The following is a 22832-nucleotide window of genomic DNA, read 5'->3' on the forward strand; positions in this document are numbered from 1 at the left end:
CACCAGACCCGACACCAGACCCGACACCAGACCCAACACCGACGCCAGACCCTAAGCCGGAAAATCCGGGTTCTACGGTTGTTGATGATGTGATTGAAAAAACAGAAGGTGTTGACAAGGCTGTTGTAAAGGTTTCATCAGATGCAGTTAAAGTTACAGAGGAAGAAAAAGCACTTATTGAATCAGGAAAAGATTTACACATATCTGCTGAGATAAAGAATGCAAAAGACACAGTAACCAAAAAACAAAAAGAACTTATTGATTCTGAAGTAAAGAAATATGCCGAAAACGGTATCACAGGACTTTATCTTGACATTAAGATGACAAAGAAAATCGGTGATGACTACAAGGCAGCAGTGTCTGAATTAAGCACACCTGCAACATTCAGTGTTAAGATTGCAGATGAACTTAAAAATACTGATTCTTCAAAGGAAAGAACATACAGTGTTGTAAGAATTCATGGTGAAAAAGCTGAAGTTATAGACAGTACATTCGACGAGGCTTCATCAACACTTACATTCGCAACAGATAGATTTTCTGTATATGCTGTTGTTTATGAAGATAAGACAAAATCATTAGAAATTACTAAACCTGATAATGAAAATACAGATAACAATGTAGACAAACCTTCATCATCAGAGACAGTTACTCCTGATGACAGCCAGAATACAAATGCAGCACCTGAAACAGGTGATTCATTTGGAAAAGATATTATGGCAGCATCATTTGCTATGATAATCTGTGCTATGGGAGCAGCATATGTTTTAATGACAAGGAAGAGAAGACAGTTTTAATCAGCTATTCCTAATAATTTTAATATATGTTTAAGGCCGGGGCTGCACTTTAACGATTGAAAGTCGTTAAGGTGCAGCCCCCTTGCTTTGCATAATGAGATAAATTGTCGAAACACGTAATTTAAAGTTTAGTAATATACTACCAGATTTGACAAATTATGCATGTATACAGTCCTATAATATTTCCTGTCAGGAGGTGATAAAAAGGAAAGTAATTTATCTTGATGAATTTTTCGTAATCAATTTTATTATGGATTTTATAGTGCTTTGTATAACAAAAAAAATCTGTAAATTTGCTGCTACATATTTACAGATATTATTATCTGCCACTTTTGGGGCATTATGGTCTGTAATTGCGTTGATTGTACCGGAAAATATCAAAGGAGCGGTTAATATATGTACATATATTTTAATCAGTGCATTAATGATTAGAATATGTGCCGGAAAATGTAATTTTAAAGAATTAATAAGAGGTACTGCAATTCTTTTTGGAGTGACATTCTGCATGGCAGGAAGTATATACATGATTTATTACTATACATATGCCGGTTACTGGATTCGCATGAATCTTCTTAGTGACACAGAGCTGCTTATGTTTACAGCGTTATCGGTTGTAATTGTGGGGATGATTATAAAACAGATAATGGTGCGTATTGTATATGGTGAAAGTGAATGTCTTGTTAAAATAATATTTAATGACAAATGTTTTGATTTAAAGGGATATATAGATACGGGAAATGTACTAAAAGACCCATATTTCAAAAAGAGTGTATCAATAGTGGATTTGGAGTCGCTGAATTTTGGTGGTGACAGTATCAGACAGTTAATTCTAGATGATATAGAGCTTAATACAAAAGTGAAATACCATATGATTCCCTACAATTCGCTGGGATGTGAGAGCGGAATGTTAGAGGTTATTACAGTGGACAGCATGTACATATACACGAAGAAAAAAATCTATGCACAAAAAAATGCATTGATTGGGCTTAGCACAGTAAAATTATCATCGGATAATGAATTTAATGTACTTGTAAATATAGGAGCTGTGCAGGCAGAAAATTGTATAAAGGAATTAAAATTTGGAGGTTGTTATGGTTTTAAAAGTTGCGGTAGAAGATAGATTTCAATTTAAGGTTGTGCCAAATTTCAGAAATTTTTGTCTGTTAAAACAGTCGGATGTGCATTATATAGGTGGTACGGATGTCCTGCCGGCACCTCTGGCAGCAGATGAGGAGGCGGACGCAATTTCAAAACTTGGCACTCAGGACGAAAAAGGTGCAAAGTCACAGCTGATTGAGCATAATCTTAGACTTGTTGTATACATAGCAAAAAAATTTGACAATACGGGAGTGGGAGTAGAGGATTTAATTTCGATAGGTACGATTGGTCTTATAAAGGCGATTAATTCATATAATCCGGAAAAAAATATTAAGCTTGCAACATATGCTTCAAGATGTATAGAAAATGAAATATTGATGTATCTTAGAAGAAATAATAAGACAAAGGCAGAAGTTTCAATTGATGAACCTCTCAATGTTGACTGGGATGGGAATGAGCTTTTGCTGTCGGATATTCTTGGAACAGATGAAGATATTATATATAAAGATTTGGAAGATGAGGCTGAGAGAAAAATTCTTAGTAAAGCGATAGAAAAACTTTCAGACAGGGAACGTATGATAGTAGATTTAAGATATGGATTAAGTGCTTCGGATGGAATGGAAAAGACCCAGAAAGAAGTGGCAGATATGCTTGGCATATCTCAGTCATATATTTCGAGGCTTGAAAAAAAGATTATAAAGCGTCTGAAAAAAGAAATGATAAAAAATTCGTAAAAATAAGAAGAAAATGCATGACCGTTATCAGGGTTGTGCATTTTTTCTGTTCATTTTTATTGCAAAAAAGCTTGACAATTTGGCGTTACTTAGAGAAAATAAAAAGTGTATGCGTAAATGACGCAGGAATGGATATAAAATGGGTAAAAAGACGCTTAATAGAAATAAGAAAGAGAATCCACCCAAAAGATGGGACAAGATTATCGGTGCAGTTACATTACTGACAATCGTGATATTTGGATTTATTATATATAATGATTATAACGGAAGTTCATCAAAGACTGCAAGTGTAAATGCTGAAAAAAATACAGTTAAGCAGACAGAGTCTGAAAAGGTAACAAAAGCTGAGACTGATACAAAAAAGAATTCCAACAGGACGCAGGTTCAGGGAAATCCGACAGTCTGTATTGATGCAGCTCATGGCGGAAGCAGTACGGGAGGAGCGTCCGGTAATTATACAGAAAAGGCAATAACATTGTCAGTAGCATTAAAAGTGAAGGAATATCTTGAGGAGAGCGGAGTTAATGTCGTTATGACAAGAACTTCTGATAAAGATGTTACTAATGAACAGCGTGTAAAAACATGTAACGATTCCAAAGCATCTGCGATGGTTTCAATCCACATGAATTCAGCTGATAAGACAGTTACTGCAAAAGGGGCAGAGTGCTGGGTGCATACTAAAAAACCGGCAGATTCGCAAAAACTTGCAGAGGATATATTAAAACAGTTAAAGTCAGAGGCAGGATTTAATGACAGAGGCGTCAAGTACGGAACTATCGCTGACAATAAGGAAAATTATTATATTAATTCACATAGCTCATGTGCAAGCATGGTACTCCAGCTTGGTTTTATAACTGACAGCACAGATGTAAAGCTTGTGACAGATAAGCTTGATACTACGGCAACGGCAATAGCAGACGGTATAGTGGAATATCTTAACGGAAAAGCACACTAGCATGTAAGAATGGAGGATAACTTTGAATCAGGAAAATATCAGAAATTTTTGTATAATAGCACATATTGATCATGGCAAATCAACACTTGCTGACAGAATAATTGAAAAAACAGGTCTCCTTACAAGCAGGGAAATGCAGGAACAGGTGCTTGATAATATGGATCTTGAAAGAGAAAGAGGAATTACAATCAAGGCCCAGACTGTAAGAACTGTATATAAAGCAGAGGATGGACAGGAGTATATTTTTAATCTTATTGATACTCCGGGTCATGTTGATTTTAATTATGAAGTTTCAAGAGCACTGGCAGCGTGTGACGGTGCTATACTCGTTGTAGATGCCGCACAGGGAATAGAAGCACAGACGCTTGCAAATGTATATCTTGCACTTGACCATGACCTTGATGTATTTCCTGTTATTAATAAAATTGACCTTCCGAGTGCAGAACCACAGCGTGTAATTGATGAAATTGAGGATGTTATAGGAATTGAAGCACAGGATGCACCACAGATTTCAGCAAAGAATGGTATCAACATTGAAGCCGTTCTTGAACAGATTGTAAAGAAAATTCCGGCACCAAAAGGTGATGCGAAAGCTCCGCTTGCAGCACTTATATTTGACTCGATTTATGATGCTTACAAAGGCGTTATTGTATTCTGCCGTATAAAAGAGGGTACTGTTAAAAAAGGTACAAAGATAAGAATGATGGCAACAGGTGCTGTAGAGGAAGTCGTTGAAGTTGGATATTTCGGTGCAGGACAGTTTATACCTTGTGATGAACTTTCAGCCGGAATGGTTGGATATATAACAGCAAGCATTAAAAATGTATCTGATACACGCGTTGGTGATACTATAACAGATGATGAAAGACCATGCAGTGAACCACTTCCAGGTTACAAGAAAGTTAATCCTATGGTTTATTGTGGACTTTATCCGGCTGATGGTGCAAAGTATCAGGATTTGAGAGATGCACTTGAAAAATTACAGTTAAATGATGCATCGCTTCAGTTTGAACCTGAGACATCAATAGCTCTTGGATTCGGTTTCAGATGTGGGTTCTTAGGACTTCTTCATCTTGAAATTATTCAGGAGAGACTTGAAAGAGAATACAATCTTGACCTTGTAACAACGGCACCGGGCGTTATTTACAAAGTTCATAAGACTAATGGTGAAGTTATTGACCTTACAAATCCGTCAAACATGCCTGACCCGTCAGAGATTGACTATATGGAAGAACCTATGGTAAGTGCAGAGATTATGGTTACTACTGAATTTGTCGGTTCTATCATGAAGCTTTGTCAGGAAAGACGAGGCGTGTATAACGGAATGGAATATATTGAACAGACAAGAGCGTTGTTAAAATATGACCTTCCGCTTAATGAGATAATTTATGATTTCTTTGATGCTTTAAAATCACGTTCGAGAGGATATGCTTCATTTGATTATGAGATGAAAGGTTATGAAAAATCTAATCTTTGCAAACTTGATATTCTTATTAACAAAGAAGAAGTCGATGCACTTTCATTTATTGTATTTGCGGGAAGTGCCGAGGAACGTGGCCGTAAGATGTGTGAAAAACTCAAAGGAGAGATTCCCAGACAGCAGTTTGAGATTCCTATTCAGGCAGCAATCGGAAGCAGGGTAATTGCCAGAGAGACAGTAAAGGCATTAAGAAAAGATGTTCTTGCAAAATGTTATGGCGGTGATATTTCGCGTAAAAAGAAACTTCTTGAAAAACAGAAGGAAGGAAAGAAGCGTATGCGTCAGATAGGAAATGTTGAGATTCCTCAGAAGGCGTTCATGAGCGTATTAAAATTAGATGAAGAATAGGCAGAGACTGGGGATATATATACATATCCCCTTTTGTGTTAAAAAATGTGCATATTGTGATTTTTTATCATTCCCGGCGACAAAAGAAGTGCAGGAAAAGTATATGTCATCACTTGAATCTGATATAAAATATTGCGTTTCAAAGTATGGTGCAAGGTTTGATGATTATATTGTAGATACAGTATTTTTTGGAGGCGGAACACCGTCTTATGTAAGTCCACAGCTTATTGCGGGGATACTTAAAACATTAAAAAGTGAATTTGCATTTGACGAAAATCCCGAAATTTCAATAGAGTGTAATCCGGGGACTATAGATGACGAAAAAATGCGTGTTTATGCTGAAAGCGGATTTAACAGATGCAGTATCGGACTGCAGTCGGTTCAGGATGACCTCTTAAAACAGATAGGAAGAATTCATACATTTAAAGAATTTGAAGAGGGATTTTCTGCGGCAAGAAATGCAGGCTTTAAAAATATTAACATTGATGTAATGTCGGCACTTCCGGGACAGAGCGTTACGGATTATGTGAACGGCCTTAATAAAATTATTGAATATAAACCTGAACATATATCGGCATACAGCCTTATTGTTGAGGAGGGGACGCCGGTTTATGAGCATCCAGAAAGTTTTCTCCCGCTTCCGTCGGAGGACGATGAACGGGAAATGTACTATGAAACTGACAGAATTCTTAAAAAAGCTGGATTTGACAGATATGAGATATCGAATTATTCAAAAAAAGGATTTGAATGCAGGCACAATGTCGGATACTGGGAAAGAAAAGATTATCTTGGATTCGGGCTTGGTGCATCATCGCTTTTTGAAAATGTCCGCATGAAAAATATTTCAGATATGAATAAATATATCGGAAATGCGGGAAAGTCGGATTTGTATGAGGATATTGAAATTCTTACAGCAAATGACTGCATGGAAGAGTTTATGTTTCTGGGGCTGCGTATGATGAAAGGTGTGAGCAGCCGGAGATTTCTTAAATTGTTCAATAAAAATATTAATGATGTATATGCAGAACCTTTGGAAGAAAATATTAAAAATAATCTTCTTTGCAAGTACAGGGATGACAGCGGTGAATCATGGTATTGCCTTACACCGCATGGAATTGACATAAGTAATACTGTTATGGCTGATTTTATGCTGTAAAACTGTTAATAAACTGCTTCGGTGTAATTCCTGTAAATTGTTTGAATTCACGCTGGAAATGTGCCTGGTCTGAATAAGAACTGTTCTGTATAAATTCAGAATTCTGGCGGAAAGGATTTTTAAAGATTTCATCAAGTGCGTATTGAAAACGTACATATCTGCAATAATCTTTCGGTCCGAATCCGTAATAAGATGTAAATATTCTGTTGATATGGCGGCATGAAAATCCTGTCTGTTCTGCAAGCAGTGAGACTGAAATGTCGCCTTTTGAATGGATTATCATTGAACGCATATTTTCAATTTCAACAGGACAATGTGTAATCTGGAAACTGTTTCTAAGAAAAGAGTTAAAATGTTCAACCCGTTTATCATAATTTCCGGTTGTCAGAAGTTTCTGCACGAAATCGTCAGGCTGTGAATCATTATAAGATGGTATATAAAAAGCATTATCATCCATAACAGATATAAAACATCCGCTGATATCTTCAACTGTATCAGCAGGTATTTCGGTTATGTTCCGGCATCTGTCTATGATTGAAAGATTATAGTTGCCTTTTTTGTTGTATAAAATTATGAAAACAGTATATGATGATGGTATTATTTTTATATATGTATGATTTTCTTGGCTTGTTGAAAAGTTTATGTCATCATAAATTTTCATGTATGAAGGGCAAAGCTGTTCAGGTATTTCACAGCTGCCAAAATTTAACTCAATAAATGGCTGGATAAGCCTGTTTTGCGTGAATGTCATGTGCTTTATAATCCTTTATAATTCCTTGTTAAAAGAGGTATTTACTATGCTTTATTAAATAATAATAAACAAAAAATAAAAAAAGTCAATAAACATGTCCGATTTTTTCAATAAATAAAAAATTACATATGTATAATAAAGTTAAATTAAACGAAGCGATACACAAAGGCGTGTAACCAATCAGATGTGGTTACACGCCTTTTTTCTTTTCGTTTGATAAGCCTCGCGGGAGAACAGGATCCACTCTTTAAAGGCAGAATAAGAATATGAATTTAAGGGAGGAAAAAATTATGGAATTTTCACCGGTTAATACCGCGTGGGTGCTTATAGCGGCTGCGTTAGTATTTTTTATGCAGGCTGGTTTCGCAATATTGGAATCAGGTCTTACAAGAGCAAAAAATGCAGGTAACATTATTATGAAGAACCTTATGGACTTTTGTATAGGAACACCAATCTACTGGTTTATCGGATTTGGTATTATGTTTGGTACAGGTTCACTGGTTGGGGGAATCGATTTATTTACAAGAGGAGATTATTCAGCAGTAACTCCTGACGGCGTTCCTTTTTACGCATTCTTTATTTTCCAGACAGTATTCTGTGCAACAGCAGCAACTATTGTTTCAGGTGCTATGGCTGAGAGAACAGATTTTAGGGCTTACTGCATTTACAGTGCAATAATTTCACTTATTGTTTATCCTGTATCAGGTCACTGGATATGGGGCGGCGGCTGGTTAGCTGATATGGGCTTCCATGATTTTGCCGGTTCATGTGCAGTACATATGGTAGGCGGATGTGCAGCACTTGTCGGTGCGATTGTTCTCGGACCTCGTATCGGTAAATATGATAAGAACGGAAAGCCAAGAGCTATTCCGGGTCATAACCTTACAATGGCAGCACTTGGTGTATTTATTCTCTGGTTCTGCTGGTTTGGTTTTAATGGTGGTTCGACAGTTGCAATGGAAGGAACTACAGTTGCAGCAGGCGGTGTAGGAGAGATTACAATGGGGGCTCTTGCAGGTTCGGTCTTCTCAACAACAAACCTTTGTGCAGCAGTTGCTACAATCGTTGCTATGATGTTTACATGGATTAAATATAAGAAACCTGATGTTTCTATGTCACTTAATGGCACACTTGCAGGACTTGTTATGGTAACAGCAAGTACAGACTGTATCGATATGTATGGTGCAGCAATTGAAGGTATCATTGCTGGTATAGCAGTTGTTGTTGGTATTGAATTTATTGATAAAGTATTAAAAGTTGATGACCCGGTAGGTGCTGTAGGTGTTCATGGTGTTAATGGTTTTTTAGGTACACTTTGTGTAGGACTTTTCTCAACAGGCCAGAATGGTGTAGGAAAAGGTCTTTTCTATGGCGGTGGATTCACACAGCTTGGAATTCAGGCACTTGGTATTATCTGCGTTCTTGCATGGGTTGGTGTAATGATGACTATTACATTTACAATATTAAAGCACACAGTTGGTTTAAGGGTTGCACCTGAAATTGAAATTGCCGGTCTTGACCAGGCTGAGCATGGTCTTGCTAGTGCATATGCAGGTTTTGAAATTTCTACATCTGAGCTTACATCTGACAGCGATTATGATGTAATTGGTTCTGAGAAGATGGAAGATTCAGTTCCGGCAGTAGTTAAATCTCTTGATGTTCCTGACGGAAAGAAGATTACAAAAGTTGAGATACTTATGAAGCAGGAAAGATTCGAGAAGTTAAAGAAAGCAATGAACGAAATCGGTGTAACAGGTATGACAGTTACACAGGTTCTTGGATGTGGTACACAGAAAGGTGCACCTGAATATTATCGTGGTGTTCCTGTTGAAATGCAGCTTCTCCCTAAGATTCAGGTTGAGATGGTTATATCAAAAGTTCCTACGATGGATGTTATTAATGCAGCCAGACAGGCACTTTATACAGGACATATTGGTGATGGCAAGATATTTGTATATGATGTCGAAGATGTTGTCAAGGTACGTACCGGTGAATCAGGATATGATGCATTACAGGGTGCGGACGATTAATTAGCTGCTATATTGCGTTACTCCGGCAATATAGAATATATAACACATAATACACAAAGACCGGCTGCAGTTTATCTGTGGCCGGTCTTTGGTTATGTATGATAGGAAATTATGCCTGTAAATACATTACGTTCTTGAACTATTATAAAAATGTATGATAGAATAAATAAAAAATAAGGAGGTTTAATCTAATATGGCATTAAAACGTATTTCCGACAGTATTTTATATGTTGGAGCAGATGATAGAACAATAGATTTATTTGAAAATCAGTATCCTGTAAGCAATGGTGTTACTTATAACTCATATGTCATTAAAGACAGTAAAATTGCTGTTATGGATACAGTGGATGAAAGAGCAACAGACCAGTGGTTTGATAATCTTGAAGAAGCATTTGAGGGAAAGGCACCGGATTATCTTGTAGTGTCACATCTTGAACCTGACCATTCAGGAAATATTGAGCGTTTCTTAAAAAAATACCCGGATACAATTGTTGTTGCGAATGCAAAAACATTTGCAATGCTTCCGCAGTTTATTGATATTGATGTACCGGAAGATAAAAGATTTGTTGCGGCAGAAGGAACAACACTTGCACTTGGAAAGCATGTTCTTACATTTGTGATGGCTCCAATGGTTCACTGGCCTGAAGTTATGGTGGAATATGAAAGTACAGAAAAAGTGCTTTTTTCTGCAGATGGTTTCGGAACATTTGGTGCATTGGGAGACAGGCTTAAAACATCAGAACTTGAAAATATGCCACAGAGCTGGGCAGATGAAGCAAGAAGATATTTTATTAATATTGTTGGAAAGTATGGTCCTTCAGTCCAGGGTCTTTTAAAGAAAGCATCTGCACTTGATATAAGTGTGATAGCACCTCTTCACGGACCTGTGATTGATAAGGATTTTGATTTTTATATTGATAAATATATGAAATGGTCATCATACCAGCCTGAAGAAAAAGGCACTGTGATAGCTTATTCGACACTTCATGGTAATACACGAAAAGCAGCATTAAAACTTGGAGATGATTTGAAAAAATTATCTGATGAACCGGTTGTTGTATACGATTTATCAAGAGATGATTGTGCAAAAGCAGTTGCAGACAGCTTCAGGTTTGATAAACTTGTACTGGCAGGAGTTACTTATGACGGCGGTCTGATGCCTTGCATGGAAGATTTCATTTATCATCTTAAAATGAAAAATTATCAGAACAGAAAGGCAGCCGTAATCGAAAATGGTTCATGGGGACCGGTTGCAGGCAAACTTATGACTGATGCACTTGCATCATTTAAAAATATGAATGTTTGTGAGATAAAAGTAACAATTAAGACAAGGTTGAATGCAAAAAATGAGTCTGAATTATCAGATTTGGCAAAATGGCTGCTGAATTAATTTTAAATTTTATATAAATTGCTAATATTTTAACAAGGCATTATTACTGAATTATGTATTTTAATTGATAATTTGGAATAATGCCTTTACTTTTTAGTTAATTGATACTAAAATAATAAATATCGGAGTGGTATGCACTCCACCAAATTCTTTATACGAAGTGAGGTATAAATTTATGGCAAGAAAAATGAAAACCATGGATGGTAATACAGCTGCTGCACACGTATCTTATGCGTTTACAGAAGTAGCTACAATCTATCCTATTACACCTTCTTCACCTATGGCTGATTATACAGATCAGTGGGCCACACAGGGAAGAAAAAACATTTTTGGCAACACAGTTAAACTTGTAGAACTTGAATCAGAGGGCGGTGCTTCAGGTGCTTTCCACGGTTCACTTGCTGCAGGTGCACTTACAACAACTTATACAGCATCACAGGGTCTTCTTCTTATGATTCCTAACATGTATAAGGTTGCCGGCGAGTTATTACCTGGTGTTATTGATGTTTCTGCAAGAGCATTAGCATCACACGCATTATCAATTTTCGGTGATCATCAGGATATTTATGCCTGTCGTCAGACTGGTTTTGCTATGTTATGTAGCAACAGTGTACAGGAAGTTATGGACTTAGGAGCAGTTGCTCATCTTGCTGCAATTGAAGGCCGTGTACCATTCCTTCATTTCTTTGATGGCTTCCGTACATCTCATGAAATTCAGAAAGTTGAAGTATGGGATTATGAAGACTTAAAGGAAATGTGCGATATGGATGCAGTTGCTGCATTTAAGAAGAGAGCACTTAATCCAGAGCATCCTGTTCTTCATGGTTCAGCTCAGAACCCAGATATTTTCTTCCAGGTAAGAGAAGCTTGTAATCCATATTACGATGCAATACCTGATTTGGTTGAAAAGTACATGAACATGGTTAATGCTAAGATTGGCACAGATTATAAGCCATTTAACTATGTTGGTGCTCCAGATGCAGAAAAAGTTATCATTGCTATGGGTTCTGTATGCGAAACTATCGATGAGACAATTGATTATATGCTTGCTAAGGGCGAAAAAGTCGGTGCTATTAAAGTACGTCTTTACAGACCATTTTCAGCTAAGCATCTCCTTGCAGTTATGCCTAAGTCAGTTAAGACAATCAGCGTAATTGACAGAACAAAGGAGCCTGGTTCAATCGGTGAGCCACTTTACCTTGATGTGGTTGCTGCATTAAAGGGAACAGAATTCGAGAGCGTTAAAGTCCTTAATGGTCGTTATGGTCTTGGTTCTAAGAATACAACTCCTGCTGATATCTTTGCTATTTTTGCAAATGAGGATAAGGCTGGATTTACTGTTGGTATCGTAGATGATGTTACTAATACATCACTTCCTCGTACAGAGACAGCTAACACAGCTCCTGCCGGAACAACTTCATGTAAGTTCTGGGGTCTTGGTGCTGATGGTACTGTAGGTGCTAACAAGAACTCTATTAAGATTATCGGTGATCATACTCCTATGTATGCTCAGGCATATTTTGATTATGATTCAAAGAAGTCAGGTGGTGTTACAACATCTCACCTTCGTTTTGGTAAGACTCCTATTAAGTCTACATACCTTATTGATAAGGCTGATTTTGTTGCATGTCACTGTCCTGCATACATGAATAAATATGACATGGTTCAGGATGTTAAGGATGGCGGTACATTCCTTCTTAACTGTGAATGGTCTCCGGAAGAAGTCGGAAATCATATTCCTGGACAGGCTAAGAGATATATGGCTGAACATAATGTTAAGTTCTATATCATTGATGGTATTAAGCTTGGTAAGGAAATTGGTCTTGGCGGACGTATCAATACTGTACTTCAGTCAGCATTCTTCAAACTTGCCAATATCATTCCTGAGGATGAAGCTATCCAGTATATGAAAGAGAAAGCTCTTGCTTCATATGCTAAGAAGGGTGATGATATTGTTCAGATGAACTATCAGGCAATTGAAAGAGGTGCCAATGAAGTTGTTGAAGTACCAGTTCCGGCAGAATGGAAAGACTGCAAGGACGAGGTTCTTGGCGAACAGGCAGTTTCAGGTAAACCTGAAGTTCTTGATTTCGTAAATAACATTCAGAAGCCAATCAATGCCTGCCAGGGTGATAAACTTCCGGTTTCTACATTTAAGAATGTTATTGATGGTACATTTCCACAGGGAACAGCAGCTTATGAAAAGCGTGGTGTTGCAGTAGATGTTCCATGTTGGAATTCAGAAGGATGTCTTCAGTGTAACCAGTGTGCATATGTATGTCCTCATGCAGTAATCAGACCAGTTGTAATGAATGAGGAAGAAAAGAACAATGCACCTGCAGGCATGAAGGTTACACCTATGACTGGTATGCCTGGATACTACTTTACAATGACTGTATCTGTACTTGACTGTACAGGTTGTGGTTCATGTACAAATGTTTGTCCTGGTAATAACAGAAATGATGTATTAAAGATGGCTTCACTTGAAACTCAGATGGATGAGCAGAAGTTCTTTGAATATGGACTTACTGTTTCAGACAAGCCAGAAGTTCTTGAGAAGTTCAAGAAGGGTACAGTTAAGGGTTCACAGTTCGTTCAGCCATTACTTGAGTTCTCAGGTGCTTGTGCAGGATGTGGTGAGACACCTTATGCTAAGCTCATTACACAGATTTGTGGTGACAGAATGCTTATTGCCAATGCAACAGGTTGTTCATCAATCTGGGCCGGTTCATCTCCATCAACTCCATATACAGTAAATAAGGCTGGTAAGGGACCTGCTTGGGGCAACTCATTATTTGAAGATAATGCTGAGTTTGGTTTTGGTATGAAACTTGCTCAGGATGCTAACAGAGCAGCATTAAAGAATAAGCTCGATGAAATCCTTGCTTCAACAGATAATGCTGATGTTAAGGCAGCTATCGATGAGTACTATGCTACATATGAAGATGGCGAAGCTAATGCAAAGGCTACAGATAAACTCGTTGCAGCACTTGAAGCTTGTGGATGCGATAAGGCTCAGGAAATTCTTAAAGAAAAAGAATTCCTTTCAAAGAAGTCACAGTGGATATTCGGTGGTGACGGATGGGCTTATGATATCGGTTACGGCGGACTTGATCATGTTCTTGCAGCAAATAAGGATGTCAATGTATTCGTCTTCGATACAGAAGTTTATTCTAACACAGGCGGACAGGCTTCTAAGTCTACTAACCTTGGTGCAATCGCTCAGTTCGCAGCAGCAGGTAAGGATGTTAAGAAGAAAGACCTTGCAGCAATTGCTATGAGCTATGGATACATCTATGTAGCACAGGTTGCTATGGGTGCTGATATGAACCAGTGTGTAAAGGCTATTCAGGAAGCTGAAAGCTACAATGGTCCATCACTTGTAATTGGTTATGCTCCATGTATCAACCATGGTATCCGTAAGGGTATGTCTAAAGCTATGGAAGAAGAGAAACTTGCAGTACAGTCAGGTTACTGGCATCTGTTCAGATTCGATCCTAGAAAAGCACTTGAAGGAAAGAATCCATTTACTCTTGATAGCAAGGCACCTACTAAGGAATATCAGGAATTCATCATGGGTGAGAGCCGTTACATCAACTTGAAGAAGCAGAATCCAGAAAGAGCAGCTAAGCTCTTTGGTGAAGCCGAAGCAAATGCAAAGGCTAAGTATGAAGCACTTGTTAAGAGAGCAGAAGACTAATTTATAAACAATTGAAGAGTTGTTAAATTTTAAGAACCCCATAGGCGTAAGCCAATGGGGTTCTTTTAGAATAGAATAAATTTAATATTCCATTTATAGAATGCAAAGGAACTTATATTTATGCAGGCAACAAAATTGAGTCTGCATCCGCATGATAATCGTATGCCTGCCACGTATAGATAGTTTTATCGTGCAAAGTCAAGGTTTATGGCACCATTGCTTGTCTGGGCATTGATAGTGTTTGAAGTTGATGAATAAGATGAGTAATCGGTTGAATGGCTCTCACCGTTTACTTTGACAGAACCGTTGCTCGTTTTTCCGTATATTGAATACTCTGATTCAGGACGGTTTACATCTATGTCAACAGAACCATTAGAAGTTTTTGCTGTGAATGAGTCCTTTATAAGACCGGCAACTTCAATTTTTCCATTGGATGTTTTTAGATTTGAATCTCCGCTGAAATTTCCATTAAGACTGATAAGACCATTTGAAGTCTTTATCTGAGTCTGCTTTGAAACGGAAAGATTATTAAATTTAATAGCACCGTTACTTGTTTCGATATTTAAAATTTCAGTGTTTAATGCACAGTCTGACTTTATGGCACTGTTATCAGTATTTATTTTAATTGAACTGATAAGTGGGGAACCGGCAGGCACATAAATAGTTATTGAATTATCAAGTGGTTTGAATAACAGATTAATGATGCCGACCATTTCCCAGCCTGAATGAGATGCCTGCGTTACTGAGATTTTACCATTTGATGTATTTATTTCAGGTGCATTTTTATAATAATTATATGTTGCAACAATGCCCCATTTATCGTTTTCTGAAGGCACAAATTTGATAGCTGCGTTTGAAACATTGATATCTATTGCATTGATATCTGTTATATCATATGCTTCATAAGTATAGGTATCTTTTTGCGGCACAATTCTGATTCCGTGAGATGTCCAGTCGATAAATATGCCGCTTTTGGCACCGGCAAGAATCCCGGATATGGCAAGGATGGCACCTATAGCAAACATTATGCCTGCTGTTATACATGCGATTTTTGTGAATTTTTTCATTGGATACCTGCCTTTCCGGAATAAGCTTTACGTGTTTTCCTTTTTTTAATAAATTGTTTGATTTTTTTGATTATAAATGAAATAAGATCCTTTGTTCCGAGTATCATCCATATAAGAAGCAAAGAAAATAAAATTCCCATAGCACACAATACGAGTCCGGCTCCGATAAGCATTGTCCCGGTTGGAGCATGTGTAAAAAGCGTAGGAAAGCCAGCTGCAAAAACAAGCAGACCTGCAAATATAAGGCATATTCCTACAACTCCTGCAGCAAATATAAGGCTCAAAATAACCATGAAAAGCGAAAAAACAAGTGATAATATAACAATCCCGGCTGTGAACCATATCGGGCATGTAAGCACAGCAATAATTGCTATAATGACAGCTTTTGATGTGTTATTTTCATTGACAGGCTGCTGATAATTAATTCCATAGCTGCTGCATATCTTGGCTGCCAGCTGTTCGGGTGTTCCCAGCTCTGCCATAACAGATGCAAAGTTTTCTTCTCCTGCATCATCAAAATATTCCCTGTAATATTGCATTGTATTCTGTGCTTCGACAGGTGGAAGCTGCGATATGCAATATTGCAGTCTGGTAAGATATTCTTCCTTGTTCATCCCAAATCCTCCTTGTTTATAAGAATTCCATCGAGTCTTTCTTTATAGGAAATCCATTCGTTACGCAAAAAAATAAGCTGCGATTTTCCGTAATCAGTCAGCACATAATACCGTCGGTTGCGTCCGTTGAATGGCTGGTCGTAGGTTGAAAGAAGCCCGTCTTTAGTTAGTCTTCTAAGAACCGGGTACAGTGTGGATTCTGAGATATCGACAACAGATTTTACTTTCTGCGTGAGTGCATATCCGTACAGTGGTTCTTCTTCCAAAGCTGATAAAACACAGGCATCAAGTAGTGCAGAACCAATCTGAAATACCATAAATATCAAAACTCCTTTCATATAAAAATTTCAACAATATTATATATTATATAGTATTGTTGAGATTATATTATAATATATGGTTTAATATGTCAATATTATTTTTACAACACAGTTGAAGAAATCGTATTTGTACTGTAAAATTAATTTATTGTGATAATATTTTTGGAATCATTAAATATAAAGTAAAAATTTGTGATCAAAGAACAGGAGACTATATGTCAGTAATAAAGTCGTTAATATTAGCATTTTCAATGTATTCAAGAATTCCGGTGCCACATGTGCGGCTTGAAGAAAAGGATATGAAATATACGTTTGGGTTTTTCCCGCTTGTCGGAGTGGTTATTGGTGCACTTTTTTCAGGCTGGCTTATTTTTGCAAGAAAGTTTTGCATTGGAACGATTACATCGATGTGTGTTTCTGGTGTTTTTTTGCTGCTTATAACTGGTGGAATTCATATTGATGGATATATGGATACGATGGATGCTGTCCATTCATATGGAAACCGTGAGAAAAAATTAGAGATTCTTAAAGATTCCCATATTGGAGCATTTGCTGTTATTATGCTTGCTACATATGTACTTGCAGCAGCGGGTGCATTTTCATATATTTTTGAAAATAAAAATACGGATATATATATTATTATGGGGTGTGTTTTTTATCTTTCAAGAATATCAAGTGCATTTGCAGCAGTTAATTTTAAAAGTGCAAGAAATGGCGGAATGCTTAACAGTGTTGTACGGTCTGTGTCCGGAAATGTTGTGAATATAATGATACTTTTAAATTATATTATATGTATTGCAATTATGACTTATGTTAATGCTTTTGCAGCTGCATTGTGCCTTATTGTGCAGGCTGCAGTGCTTGTTTATTACAGGATATGGTCATATAAAATATTTGGCGGTGTGACAGGAGACCTTGCGGGCTGGTTTTTGTGCATGAGTGAATTGTGCTGCATGATAGTGCTTGTATTTGTTTAGAAGGGAGATTTTTGCTTATGAAATTATATGTAGGCGGGGCATGGCAAGGAAAATGTGACTATGTTTCGGGTAAATTTCAAAATAAACCGACAATTGTGCAGGGAGACAGATGTACAAAGGAAGATATGAAAAATGCAGACATAATTAATCATTTTCATGAGTATGTTTACAGATGCGTTCAGAATGGCGATGGCATGGACGATTTTGCGGAATGGATATATGAAGTTAATCCATCAGTCTGCATTATATGTGATGAAGTTGGGAGTGGAATTGTCCCGATTGATAAAAATATGCGTGATTACAGGGAACTTGTAGGAAGAGTATTATGCAGGCTTGCACAAAAATCTGATGAAATGGAGAGGATTACCTGCGGTGTAGGGATGAGAATAAAATGAAAATAGTATTAATCAGACATGGAATGACCGAGGGAAATGTCAGCAGAAGATATATTGGAATCACAGATGAAAATCTTTGTCCCAAAGGGCAGCAAATATTAAATGAAAATATAAAAAGTAGAAAGTATCCAATGGCAGACATTGTGTTTTCAAGTACGATGAAAAGATGTGTCCAGACGGCAAAAATCATTTATCCGGAAAAGGATATTTTAAAAGAAGAACTTCTAAAAGAATGTGATTTTGGAATTTTTGAGGGAAAAAATTATATGGAGCTGTCGGACGAGCCTTTATATCAGCAATGGATTGACAGTGGAGGAAGCAATACATTTCCGGGTGGTGAGAATCCTTATGATTTCAGGAAGCGGAGTGTTGAAGGTTTTTATAAGTGTATGGATTTTGTATACAGGATGAATTGTGAAGATAAGAAAATTGAAACTGTTGCGTTTGTTGTGCATGGGGGGACAATAATGTCAGTTATGAGCAATGCCTTTGGCGGAGATTATTATGATTATTCCTGCATAAATGGCAGTGGATATATATTGGAGTGTAAGTTTGATGAAAATAATTTATTACATTATTCCGGTTATTGCGGGCTGGATTCTTGACCTGATTATAGGAGATCCGCACTGTATTTATCATCCGGTAAGGCTGATAGGATGGCTTATCGGAAAACTTGATAAAATGCTTTATAAGGACACAGACAGCAACCGGAAAAAATATTATAAAGGTATGCTTCTCTGGGTACTTGTGATGCTGGCAACAGGTGGAGTGACAGCGGCTGGTCTTTATATTTTTTATCGTATAAATGTGACAGCAGGGCTTATTGCTGAGTCGGTTATGTGTTATCAGCTTATTGCAGCAAAATCATTAAAAGATGAAAGCATGAAAGTGTATTACAGACTAAAAGAAAATAATATTGAAAAAGCCAGATATGCAGTATCGATGATTGTAGGAAGAGATACAGAAAAACTTGATGAGACAGGAATAACAAAGGCTGCGGTTGAGACAGTTGCGGAAAATACATCTGACGGAATTGCAGCACCATTGTTTTACATTGTATTTTTCGGAGCAGCAGGTGGATTTATGTACAAAGCGGTTAATACAATGGATTCAATGATTGGATATAAAAATGACAAATATATGTATTTTGGAAGATTTGCGGCAAAAGCAGATGATGTTGTCAATTTTATTCCGGCACGGCTTGCATCATGGATTATGATTGCAGCTACGGGGGTTGTGCAGATATTTTCAAAAGATAAAAAATACAACATGAAAGATGCATTAAGAATTTACAGGCGTGACAAACATAATCATTCAAGCCCGAATTCGGCACATACGGAATCAGTCTGTGCCGGTGCATTGGGGGTAAGGCTTGCCGGTGATAATTATTATTTTGGGAAACTTGTGAAAAAGCCGTATATCGGTGATGACAGCCGTCCGGTAGAGATTGAAGATATAAAAAGAGTAAATATTCTTTTGTATGTCACAACATTTTTATGTATTATCATGGCTGCAGCTGTAAGAATTATTATATTTTTGGGAAGGATGTGTGTCTGATGGCAAAAAATCTTATGATACAGGGGACAATGTCCAATGCGGGGAAAAGCATTGTGACAGCCGGGATTTTAAGAGTTCTTAAACAGGATGGCTACAGAGTGGCTCCGTTTAAATCACAGAATATGGCACTCAATTCATATATAACAAAAGATGGGTTTGAGATGGGACGTGCACAGGTTATGCAGGCAGAAGCAGCCGGAACAGAGCCAGCTGTCAGCATGAATCCGATTCTTTTAAAACCTACAAGCGATGTAGGCTCGCAGGTGATTGTAAATGGAATTCCGTTAAAAAATATGCCGGCTTCAGAGTATTTTAAGTATAAGACAAAACTTATTCCTGATATTATGAATGCATATGAGAAACTTGATAAAGCTTATGATGTAGTTGTAATCGAAGGTGCGGGCAGTCCTGCCGAGATAAATCTGAAAAAAAACGACATTGTTAATATGGGCATGGCAAAACTTGTTGATGCACCGGTGCTGCTTGTTGGTGATATAGACCGTGGCGGTGTGTTTGCACAGCTTGTCGGAACGATCATGCTTCTTGAAGAAGAAGAGAAAAGGCGTATTAAAGGTCTTGTTATTAATAAGTTCAGAGGTGACAAAAAGATATTGGAACCGGGACTTGTACAGCTTACAGATATATGCAGAATTCCAGTTGCGGGAGTAATTCCATATATGTATCTTGATATAGATGATGAGGACAGTCTTTCAGAGAGGCTTGATAATGGTGAAAGCTATGATAGCACAGAGGAAGTGCTTGTTGATATTGCGGTTATAAAACTTCCGCATATATCTAATTTTACAGATTTTAACGCACTTGAATCATCGAATGGTGTGCATGTCAGGTATGTAAATGACGTGTTACGTTTTGGAAACCCGGATTTCGTTATTATTCCCGGGACTAAAAATACAATAGGTGATATTAAGTGGTTAAGACAGAGCGGGCTGGAAAACTGCATTTTAAAAGCGGCATCGACAGATATACCGGTTATGGGTGTATGCGGCGGTTTTCAGATGCTTGGAATGTATATAAGTGATGAAGATGGTACTGAGGCAGGCGGGAATATAAGAGGAATCGGACTTCTTCCCGTTGTTACAGAATTTTCATCAAAGAAACACCAGACCAGAACACAGGCGGTTATATGTGCGTCAGAACACGGGATGATGTGGGATGCTGCAGGTATATGGGAAAATCTAAATGGAATTAAAGTATCAGGATATGAAATTCATATGGGTGAGAGCACAATTCTTGATTCGTCAGAGGATGACGGATTTTATGGAATTGTGAGTACCGGCAGGCCGTTTTCTGTTTTATCAGACGAAAAAGAGGATGGCTGTGTGAATGGAAATGTATGTGGTACATATATTCATGGGATTTTTGATAATGAGGAGTTCCTTTTAAAGCTGCTTAAATTACTTTGTGAAAGAAAAGGAATTACATATGAAGCAGATAATGTCATAAGTGTCAAAAAAAGAAAAGAAAAAGAGTATGATAAGCTTGCAGATATGATTCGCACAAATATGGATATTGAAATGGTTTATAAAATAATCGGATTGTAAATGGAGGGAGGAATATAAGCATGATTAAAGATAATGATATGACAGATAAAATCCAGATGAAAAAAGAAACAGGGCTTGTACATATTTATACAGGGGACGGCAAAGGAAAGACTACAGCAGCAGCCGGTCTTGCACTCAGAGCCGCAGGATGCGGGCTAAAGGTCATATTTGCACAGTTTATGAAAGGGAGAGCAAGCGGGGAGGTCGATGCATTTGCACAGGTACCGGACGTAATGGTTTTAAGGGCTTCAAAAGACTATGGATTTTACAGCAGAATGAGTGAATCTGATAGAAATATGCAGAAAAAAGAACATGACAGTATATTGGATACTATTTTTGAACATGTATACAAAAAACATGATGTGAGCGTTGTTGTCCTTGATGAACTTGCATCTGCTTATGAATATAATCAGGTTGACAGGGCAAAAACAGGTTATCTTCTGGAAAACCATGAAGGTGTTGAGATTGTGATTACTGGAAGAAATCCGGATGAATCACTAATAAGGCATGCGGATTATATTACGGAAATGAAAAAGATAAAGCATCCATTTGATTTGGGAATTTCAGCGAGGGAAGGCATAGAATATTAAAATGTTAATGAAAAATACTTCATTAACTTATGCGAAAGCATACATTAAAATAACTTGTAAAAATATAATAAATACGTTATTATAATATGAAAGTTAAAAACTAAGAATATATAGAAAGCTGGGTATAAATGATATGGGTTATAAGATAACATTGATTCCTGGAGATGGAATTGGTCCGGAGATAGTAAGAGAGGCAAGAAAGGTACTTGATGCTGTAGGTAAAAAATATGGTCATGAATTTGATTATACTGAAATCCTTATGGGTGGATGTTCTATAGATGCTTATGGTGTGCCTCTCACAGAAGAAGCAGTTAATACAGCAAAAGCATCAGATGCTGTTTTGCTTGGTGCTGTCGGCGGCAATGTCGGTAATTCAAAGTGGTATGATGTTGCACCTAATTTAAGACCGGAGGCAGGTCTTTTGAAGATAAGAAAAGATCTTGAACTTTTTGCAAACATACGTCCGGCTTATTTATATAGTGAATTAAAGGATGCATGTCCTTTAAAGGATGAGATAATCGGTGACGGATTTGATATGGTTATAATGAGAGAACTTACAGGAGGTCTCTATTTCGGAGAGCGTCACACAGAATCAGTAAACGGTGTGATGACAGCAGTTGATACTCTTACATATAATGAAGAAGAAATCAGAAGAATTGCAATTAAAGGTTTTGAGATTGCAATGAAAAGAAGAAAGAAACTTGTCAGTGTTGATAAAGCAAATGTACTTGATTCTTCAAGATTATGGAGAAAAGTTGTTGCTGAAGTGTCAAAGGATTATCCGGAAGTTGAAGTTACTAATATGCTTGTTGATAACTGTGCAATGCAGCTTGTAATGAATCCTGGCCAGTTTGATGTAATTCTTACTGAAAATATGTTTGGCGATATCTTATCAGACGAAGCAAGCATGATAACAGGTTCTATCGGAATGCTTTCAAGTGCCAGCCTTGGAAAGACAAAACTTGGCCTTTATGAGCCTAGCCATGGCTCAGCACCTGATATTGCAGGAAAGAATATTGCTAATCCTATTGCCACAATTCTTTCAGCTGCAATGATGTTAAGATACTCACTTGATCTTGACAAGGAAGCAGATGCTATTGAGGCAGCTGTTGCACAGGTTTTAAAAGAAAATTACAGAACAGTTGATATTATGTCGGAAGGAATGACACAGTGTACAACTACACAGATGGGCGACCTTATTGCTAATCATCTTGCGTAAATAAGTTTTTTGATATTTCATAGTTTAATGAAAAAAATGATAATCCTGCCGGAGTTTAAACCGGAATTAAATAAAAACAGAATGAGATAAGGAGA

20 protein-coding genes are annotated in these 22832 nt (G+C 37.4%); 16 read left to right on the forward strand and 4 right to left on the reverse strand.

The features are described from left to right. From WMO38_RS09985 to hemW, 6 genes are all read left to right on the forward strand, one after another. Positions 1-794, forward strand: a 794-nt coding sequence (locus WMO38_RS09985; RefSeq protein ID WP_349162512.1) for a hypothetical protein, incomplete at its 5' end; no start/stop codon positions are given. A gap of 196 nt (positions 795-990) precedes the next feature. Continuing rightward, complete coding sequence (locus WMO38_RS09990; protein WP_349162514.1) at positions 991-1914, forward strand: sigma-E processing peptidase SpoIIGA; 924 nt, start codon at positions 991-993, stop codon at positions 1912-1914. Continuing rightward, positions 1886-2626, forward strand: a complete 741-nt coding sequence (gene sigE / locus WMO38_RS09995) for an RNA polymerase sporulation sigma factor SigE (RefSeq protein WP_021866112.1) — start codon at positions 1886-1888, stop codon at positions 2624-2626. Before WMO38_RS09990 ends, sigE begins: the two co-directional genes overlap by 29 nt. 139 nt (positions 2627-2765) lie before the next feature. Next, positions 2766-3581 carry an N-acetylmuramoyl-L-alanine amidase family protein gene (locus WMO38_RS10000; protein WP_349162515.1) on the forward strand — a complete coding sequence of 272 codons (816 nt, stop codon included), beginning with the start codon at positions 2766-2768 and terminating at the stop codon, positions 3579-3581. A gap of 16 nt (positions 3582-3597) precedes the next feature. Beyond that, on the forward strand, positions 3598-5409 hold the full coding sequence (gene lepA, locus WMO38_RS10005; RefSeq protein ID WP_186837093.1) for a translation elongation factor 4: 1812 nt from the start codon (positions 3598-3600) through the stop codon (positions 5407-5409). Beyond that, positions 5399-6565 (forward strand): radical SAM family heme chaperone HemW, encoded by a 1167-nt coding sequence (hemW, locus tag WMO38_RS10010; RefSeq protein ID WP_349162517.1) that lies wholly within the window; start codon positions 5399-5401, stop codon positions 6563-6565. The genes lepA and hemW overlap by 11 nt, the downstream gene beginning before the upstream one ends. On the opposite strand, the gene WMO38_RS10015 is transcribed toward hemW, so the two are convergent. Next, entirely contained in the window at positions 6555-7316 is a 762-nt protein-coding gene (locus tag WMO38_RS10015; protein ID WP_349162519.1) for a helix-turn-helix domain-containing protein, read from the reverse strand. The genes hemW and WMO38_RS10015 overlap by 11 nt on opposite strands. Before the next feature lie 290 nt (positions 7317-7606). On the opposite strand from WMO38_RS10015, the gene WMO38_RS10020 reads away from it, so the two are divergent. From WMO38_RS10020 to nifJ, 3 genes are all read left to right on the forward strand, one after another. Further along, the gene (locus tag WMO38_RS10020) at positions 7607-9346 is read left to right on the forward strand and encodes an ammonium transporter (RefSeq protein WP_349162521.1); all 1740 of its coding nucleotides are present in this window, start codon (positions 7607-7609) and stop codon (positions 9344-9346) included. 193 nt (positions 9347-9539) lie between these two features. Further along, on the forward strand, positions 9540-10736 hold the full coding sequence (locus WMO38_RS10025; RefSeq protein WP_349162522.1) for an FprA family A-type flavoprotein: 1197 nt from the start codon (positions 9540-9542) through the stop codon (positions 10734-10736). A gap of 175 nt (positions 10737-10911) precedes the next feature. Next, positions 10912-14436, forward strand: a complete 3525-nt coding sequence (gene nifJ, locus WMO38_RS10030) for a pyruvate:ferredoxin (flavodoxin) oxidoreductase (protein WP_349162523.1) — start codon at positions 10912-10914, stop codon at positions 14434-14436. Between the two features lie 185 nt (positions 14437-14621). Here the strand turns inward: nifJ and WMO38_RS10035 are convergent, their stop codons facing one another. Genes WMO38_RS10035 through WMO38_RS10045 form a run of 3 tightly spaced genes read right to left on the reverse strand, consistent with a single transcriptional unit; the run spans position 14622 to position 16434 of the window. Beyond that, on the reverse strand, positions 14622-15503 hold the full coding sequence (locus WMO38_RS10035) for a DUF4097 family beta strand repeat-containing protein (protein WP_349162524.1): 882 nt from the start codon (positions 15501-15503) through the stop codon (positions 14622-14624). After that, a complete protein-coding gene (locus WMO38_RS10040) occupies positions 15500-16117 on the reverse strand; it encodes a DUF1700 domain-containing protein (protein WP_349162525.1) in 618 nt (205 codons plus the stop codon). The genes WMO38_RS10035 and WMO38_RS10040 overlap by 4 nt, the downstream gene beginning before the upstream one ends. Beyond that, positions 16114-16434: a PadR family transcriptional regulator gene (locus WMO38_RS10045; protein ID WP_021866102.1), complete on the reverse strand. Its 321-nt coding sequence runs from the start codon at positions 16432-16434 to the stop codon at positions 16114-16116. Before WMO38_RS10045 ends, WMO38_RS10040 begins: the two co-directional genes overlap by 4 nt. A 218-nt stretch (positions 16435-16652) precedes the next feature. On the opposite strand from WMO38_RS10045, the gene WMO38_RS10050 reads away from it, so the two are divergent. The 7 genes from WMO38_RS10050 (at position 16653) to leuB (ending at position 22737) form a co-directional block, all read left to right on the forward strand. Continuing rightward, positions 16653-17414 (forward strand): adenosylcobinamide-GDP ribazoletransferase, encoded by a 762-nt coding sequence (locus WMO38_RS10050; protein ID WP_349162527.1) that lies wholly within the window; start codon positions 16653-16655, stop codon positions 17412-17414. Between the two features lie 17 nt (positions 17415-17431). Beyond that, positions 17432-17809, forward strand: coding sequence for a bifunctional adenosylcobinamide kinase/adenosylcobinamide-phosphate guanylyltransferase (locus WMO38_RS10055; RefSeq protein ID WP_021866100.1), 378 nt, complete (start codon positions 17432-17434; stop codon positions 17807-17809). Then, positions 17806-18414, forward strand: a complete 609-nt coding sequence (locus tag WMO38_RS10060; RefSeq protein ID WP_349162528.1) for a histidine phosphatase family protein — start codon at positions 17806-17808, stop codon at positions 18412-18414. Before WMO38_RS10055 ends, WMO38_RS10060 begins: the two co-directional genes overlap by 4 nt. Then, positions 18371-19366, forward strand: a complete 996-nt coding sequence (gene cbiB, locus WMO38_RS10065; RefSeq protein ID WP_349162581.1) for an adenosylcobinamide-phosphate synthase CbiB — start codon at positions 18371-18373, stop codon at positions 19364-19366. Before WMO38_RS10060 ends, cbiB begins: the two co-directional genes overlap by 44 nt. After that, positions 19366-20928: a cobyric acid synthase gene (locus tag WMO38_RS10070; RefSeq protein ID WP_349162529.1), complete on the forward strand. Its 1563-nt coding sequence runs from the start codon at positions 19366-19368 to the stop codon at positions 20926-20928. Before cbiB ends, WMO38_RS10070 begins: the two co-directional genes overlap by 1 nt. Positions 20929-20948: 20 nt before the next feature. After that, positions 20949-21518, forward strand: coding sequence for a cob(I)yrinic acid a,c-diamide adenosyltransferase (locus tag WMO38_RS10075; protein WP_349162530.1), 570 nt, complete (start codon positions 20949-20951; stop codon positions 21516-21518). A gap of 133 nt (positions 21519-21651) precedes the next feature. Beyond that, the gene (gene leuB / locus WMO38_RS10080) at positions 21652-22737 is read left to right on the forward strand and encodes a 3-isopropylmalate dehydrogenase (RefSeq protein ID WP_021866095.1); all 1086 of its coding nucleotides are present in this window, start codon (positions 21652-21654) and stop codon (positions 22735-22737) included. Positions 22738-22832: the final 95 nt, after the last annotated feature.

The organism is Lachnospira hominis (ex Hitch et al. 2025) (assembly GCF_040096395.1).
GTDB classification, from domain to species: domain Bacteria; phylum Bacillota; class Clostridia; order Lachnospirales; family Lachnospiraceae; genus Lachnospira; species Lachnospira hominis.

Excerpts from the sequence above, each read along its gene's own strand:
- WMO38_RS10055 (WP_021866100.1), top strand. The coding sequence starts at position 17,432 with ATGAAATTATATGTAGGCGGGGCATGGCAAGGAAAATGTGACTATGTT.
- leuB (WP_021866095.1), top strand. The coding sequence starts at position 21,652 with ATGGGTTATAAGATAACATTGATTCCTGGAGATGGAATTGGTCCGGAG.
- WMO38_RS10050 (WP_349162527.1), top strand. The coding sequence starts at position 16,653 with ATGTCAGTAATAAAGTCGTTAATATTAGCATTTTCAATGTATTCAAGA.
- WMO38_RS10070 (WP_349162529.1), top strand. The coding sequence starts at position 19,366 with ATGGCAAAAAATCTTATGATACAGGGGACAATGTCCAATGCGGGGAAA.
- WMO38_RS10040 (WP_349162525.1), bottom strand. The coding sequence starts at position 16,117 with ATGAACAAGGAAGAATATCTTACCAGACTGCAATATTGCATATCGCAG.
- WMO38_RS10035 (WP_349162524.1), bottom strand. The coding sequence starts at position 15,503 with ATGAAAAAATTCACAAAAATCGCATGTATAACAGCAGGCATAATGTTT.
- WMO38_RS10045 (WP_021866102.1), bottom strand. The coding sequence starts at position 16,434 with ATGGTATTTCAGATTGGTTCTGCACTACTTGATGCCTGTGTTTTATCA.
- WMO38_RS10075 (WP_349162530.1), top strand. The coding sequence starts at position 20,949 with ATGATTAAAGATAATGATATGACAGATAAAATCCAGATGAAAAAAGAA.
- sigE (WP_021866112.1), top strand. The coding sequence starts at position 1,886 with ATGGTTTTAAAAGTTGCGGTAGAAGATAGATTTCAATTTAAGGTTGTG.
- WMO38_RS10020 (WP_349162521.1), top strand. The coding sequence starts at position 7,607 with ATGGAATTTTCACCGGTTAATACCGCGTGGGTGCTTATAGCGGCTGCG.
- WMO38_RS10015 (WP_349162519.1), bottom strand. The coding sequence starts at position 7,316 with ATGACATTCACGCAAAACAGGCTTATCCAGCCATTTATTGAGTTAAAT.
- WMO38_RS10000 (WP_349162515.1), top strand. The coding sequence starts at position 2,766 with ATGGGTAAAAAGACGCTTAATAGAAATAAGAAAGAGAATCCACCCAAA.
- WMO38_RS10060 (WP_349162528.1), top strand. The coding sequence starts at position 17,806 with ATGAAAATAGTATTAATCAGACATGGAATGACCGAGGGAAATGTCAGC.
- WMO38_RS10025 (WP_349162522.1), top strand. The coding sequence starts at position 9,540 with ATGGCATTAAAACGTATTTCCGACAGTATTTTATATGTTGGAGCAGAT.
- nifJ (WP_349162523.1), top strand. The coding sequence starts at position 10,912 with ATGGCAAGAAAAATGAAAACCATGGATGGTAATACAGCTGCTGCACAC.
- hemW (WP_349162517.1), top strand. The coding sequence starts at position 5,399 with ATGAAGAATAGGCAGAGACTGGGGATATATATACATATCCCCTTTTGT.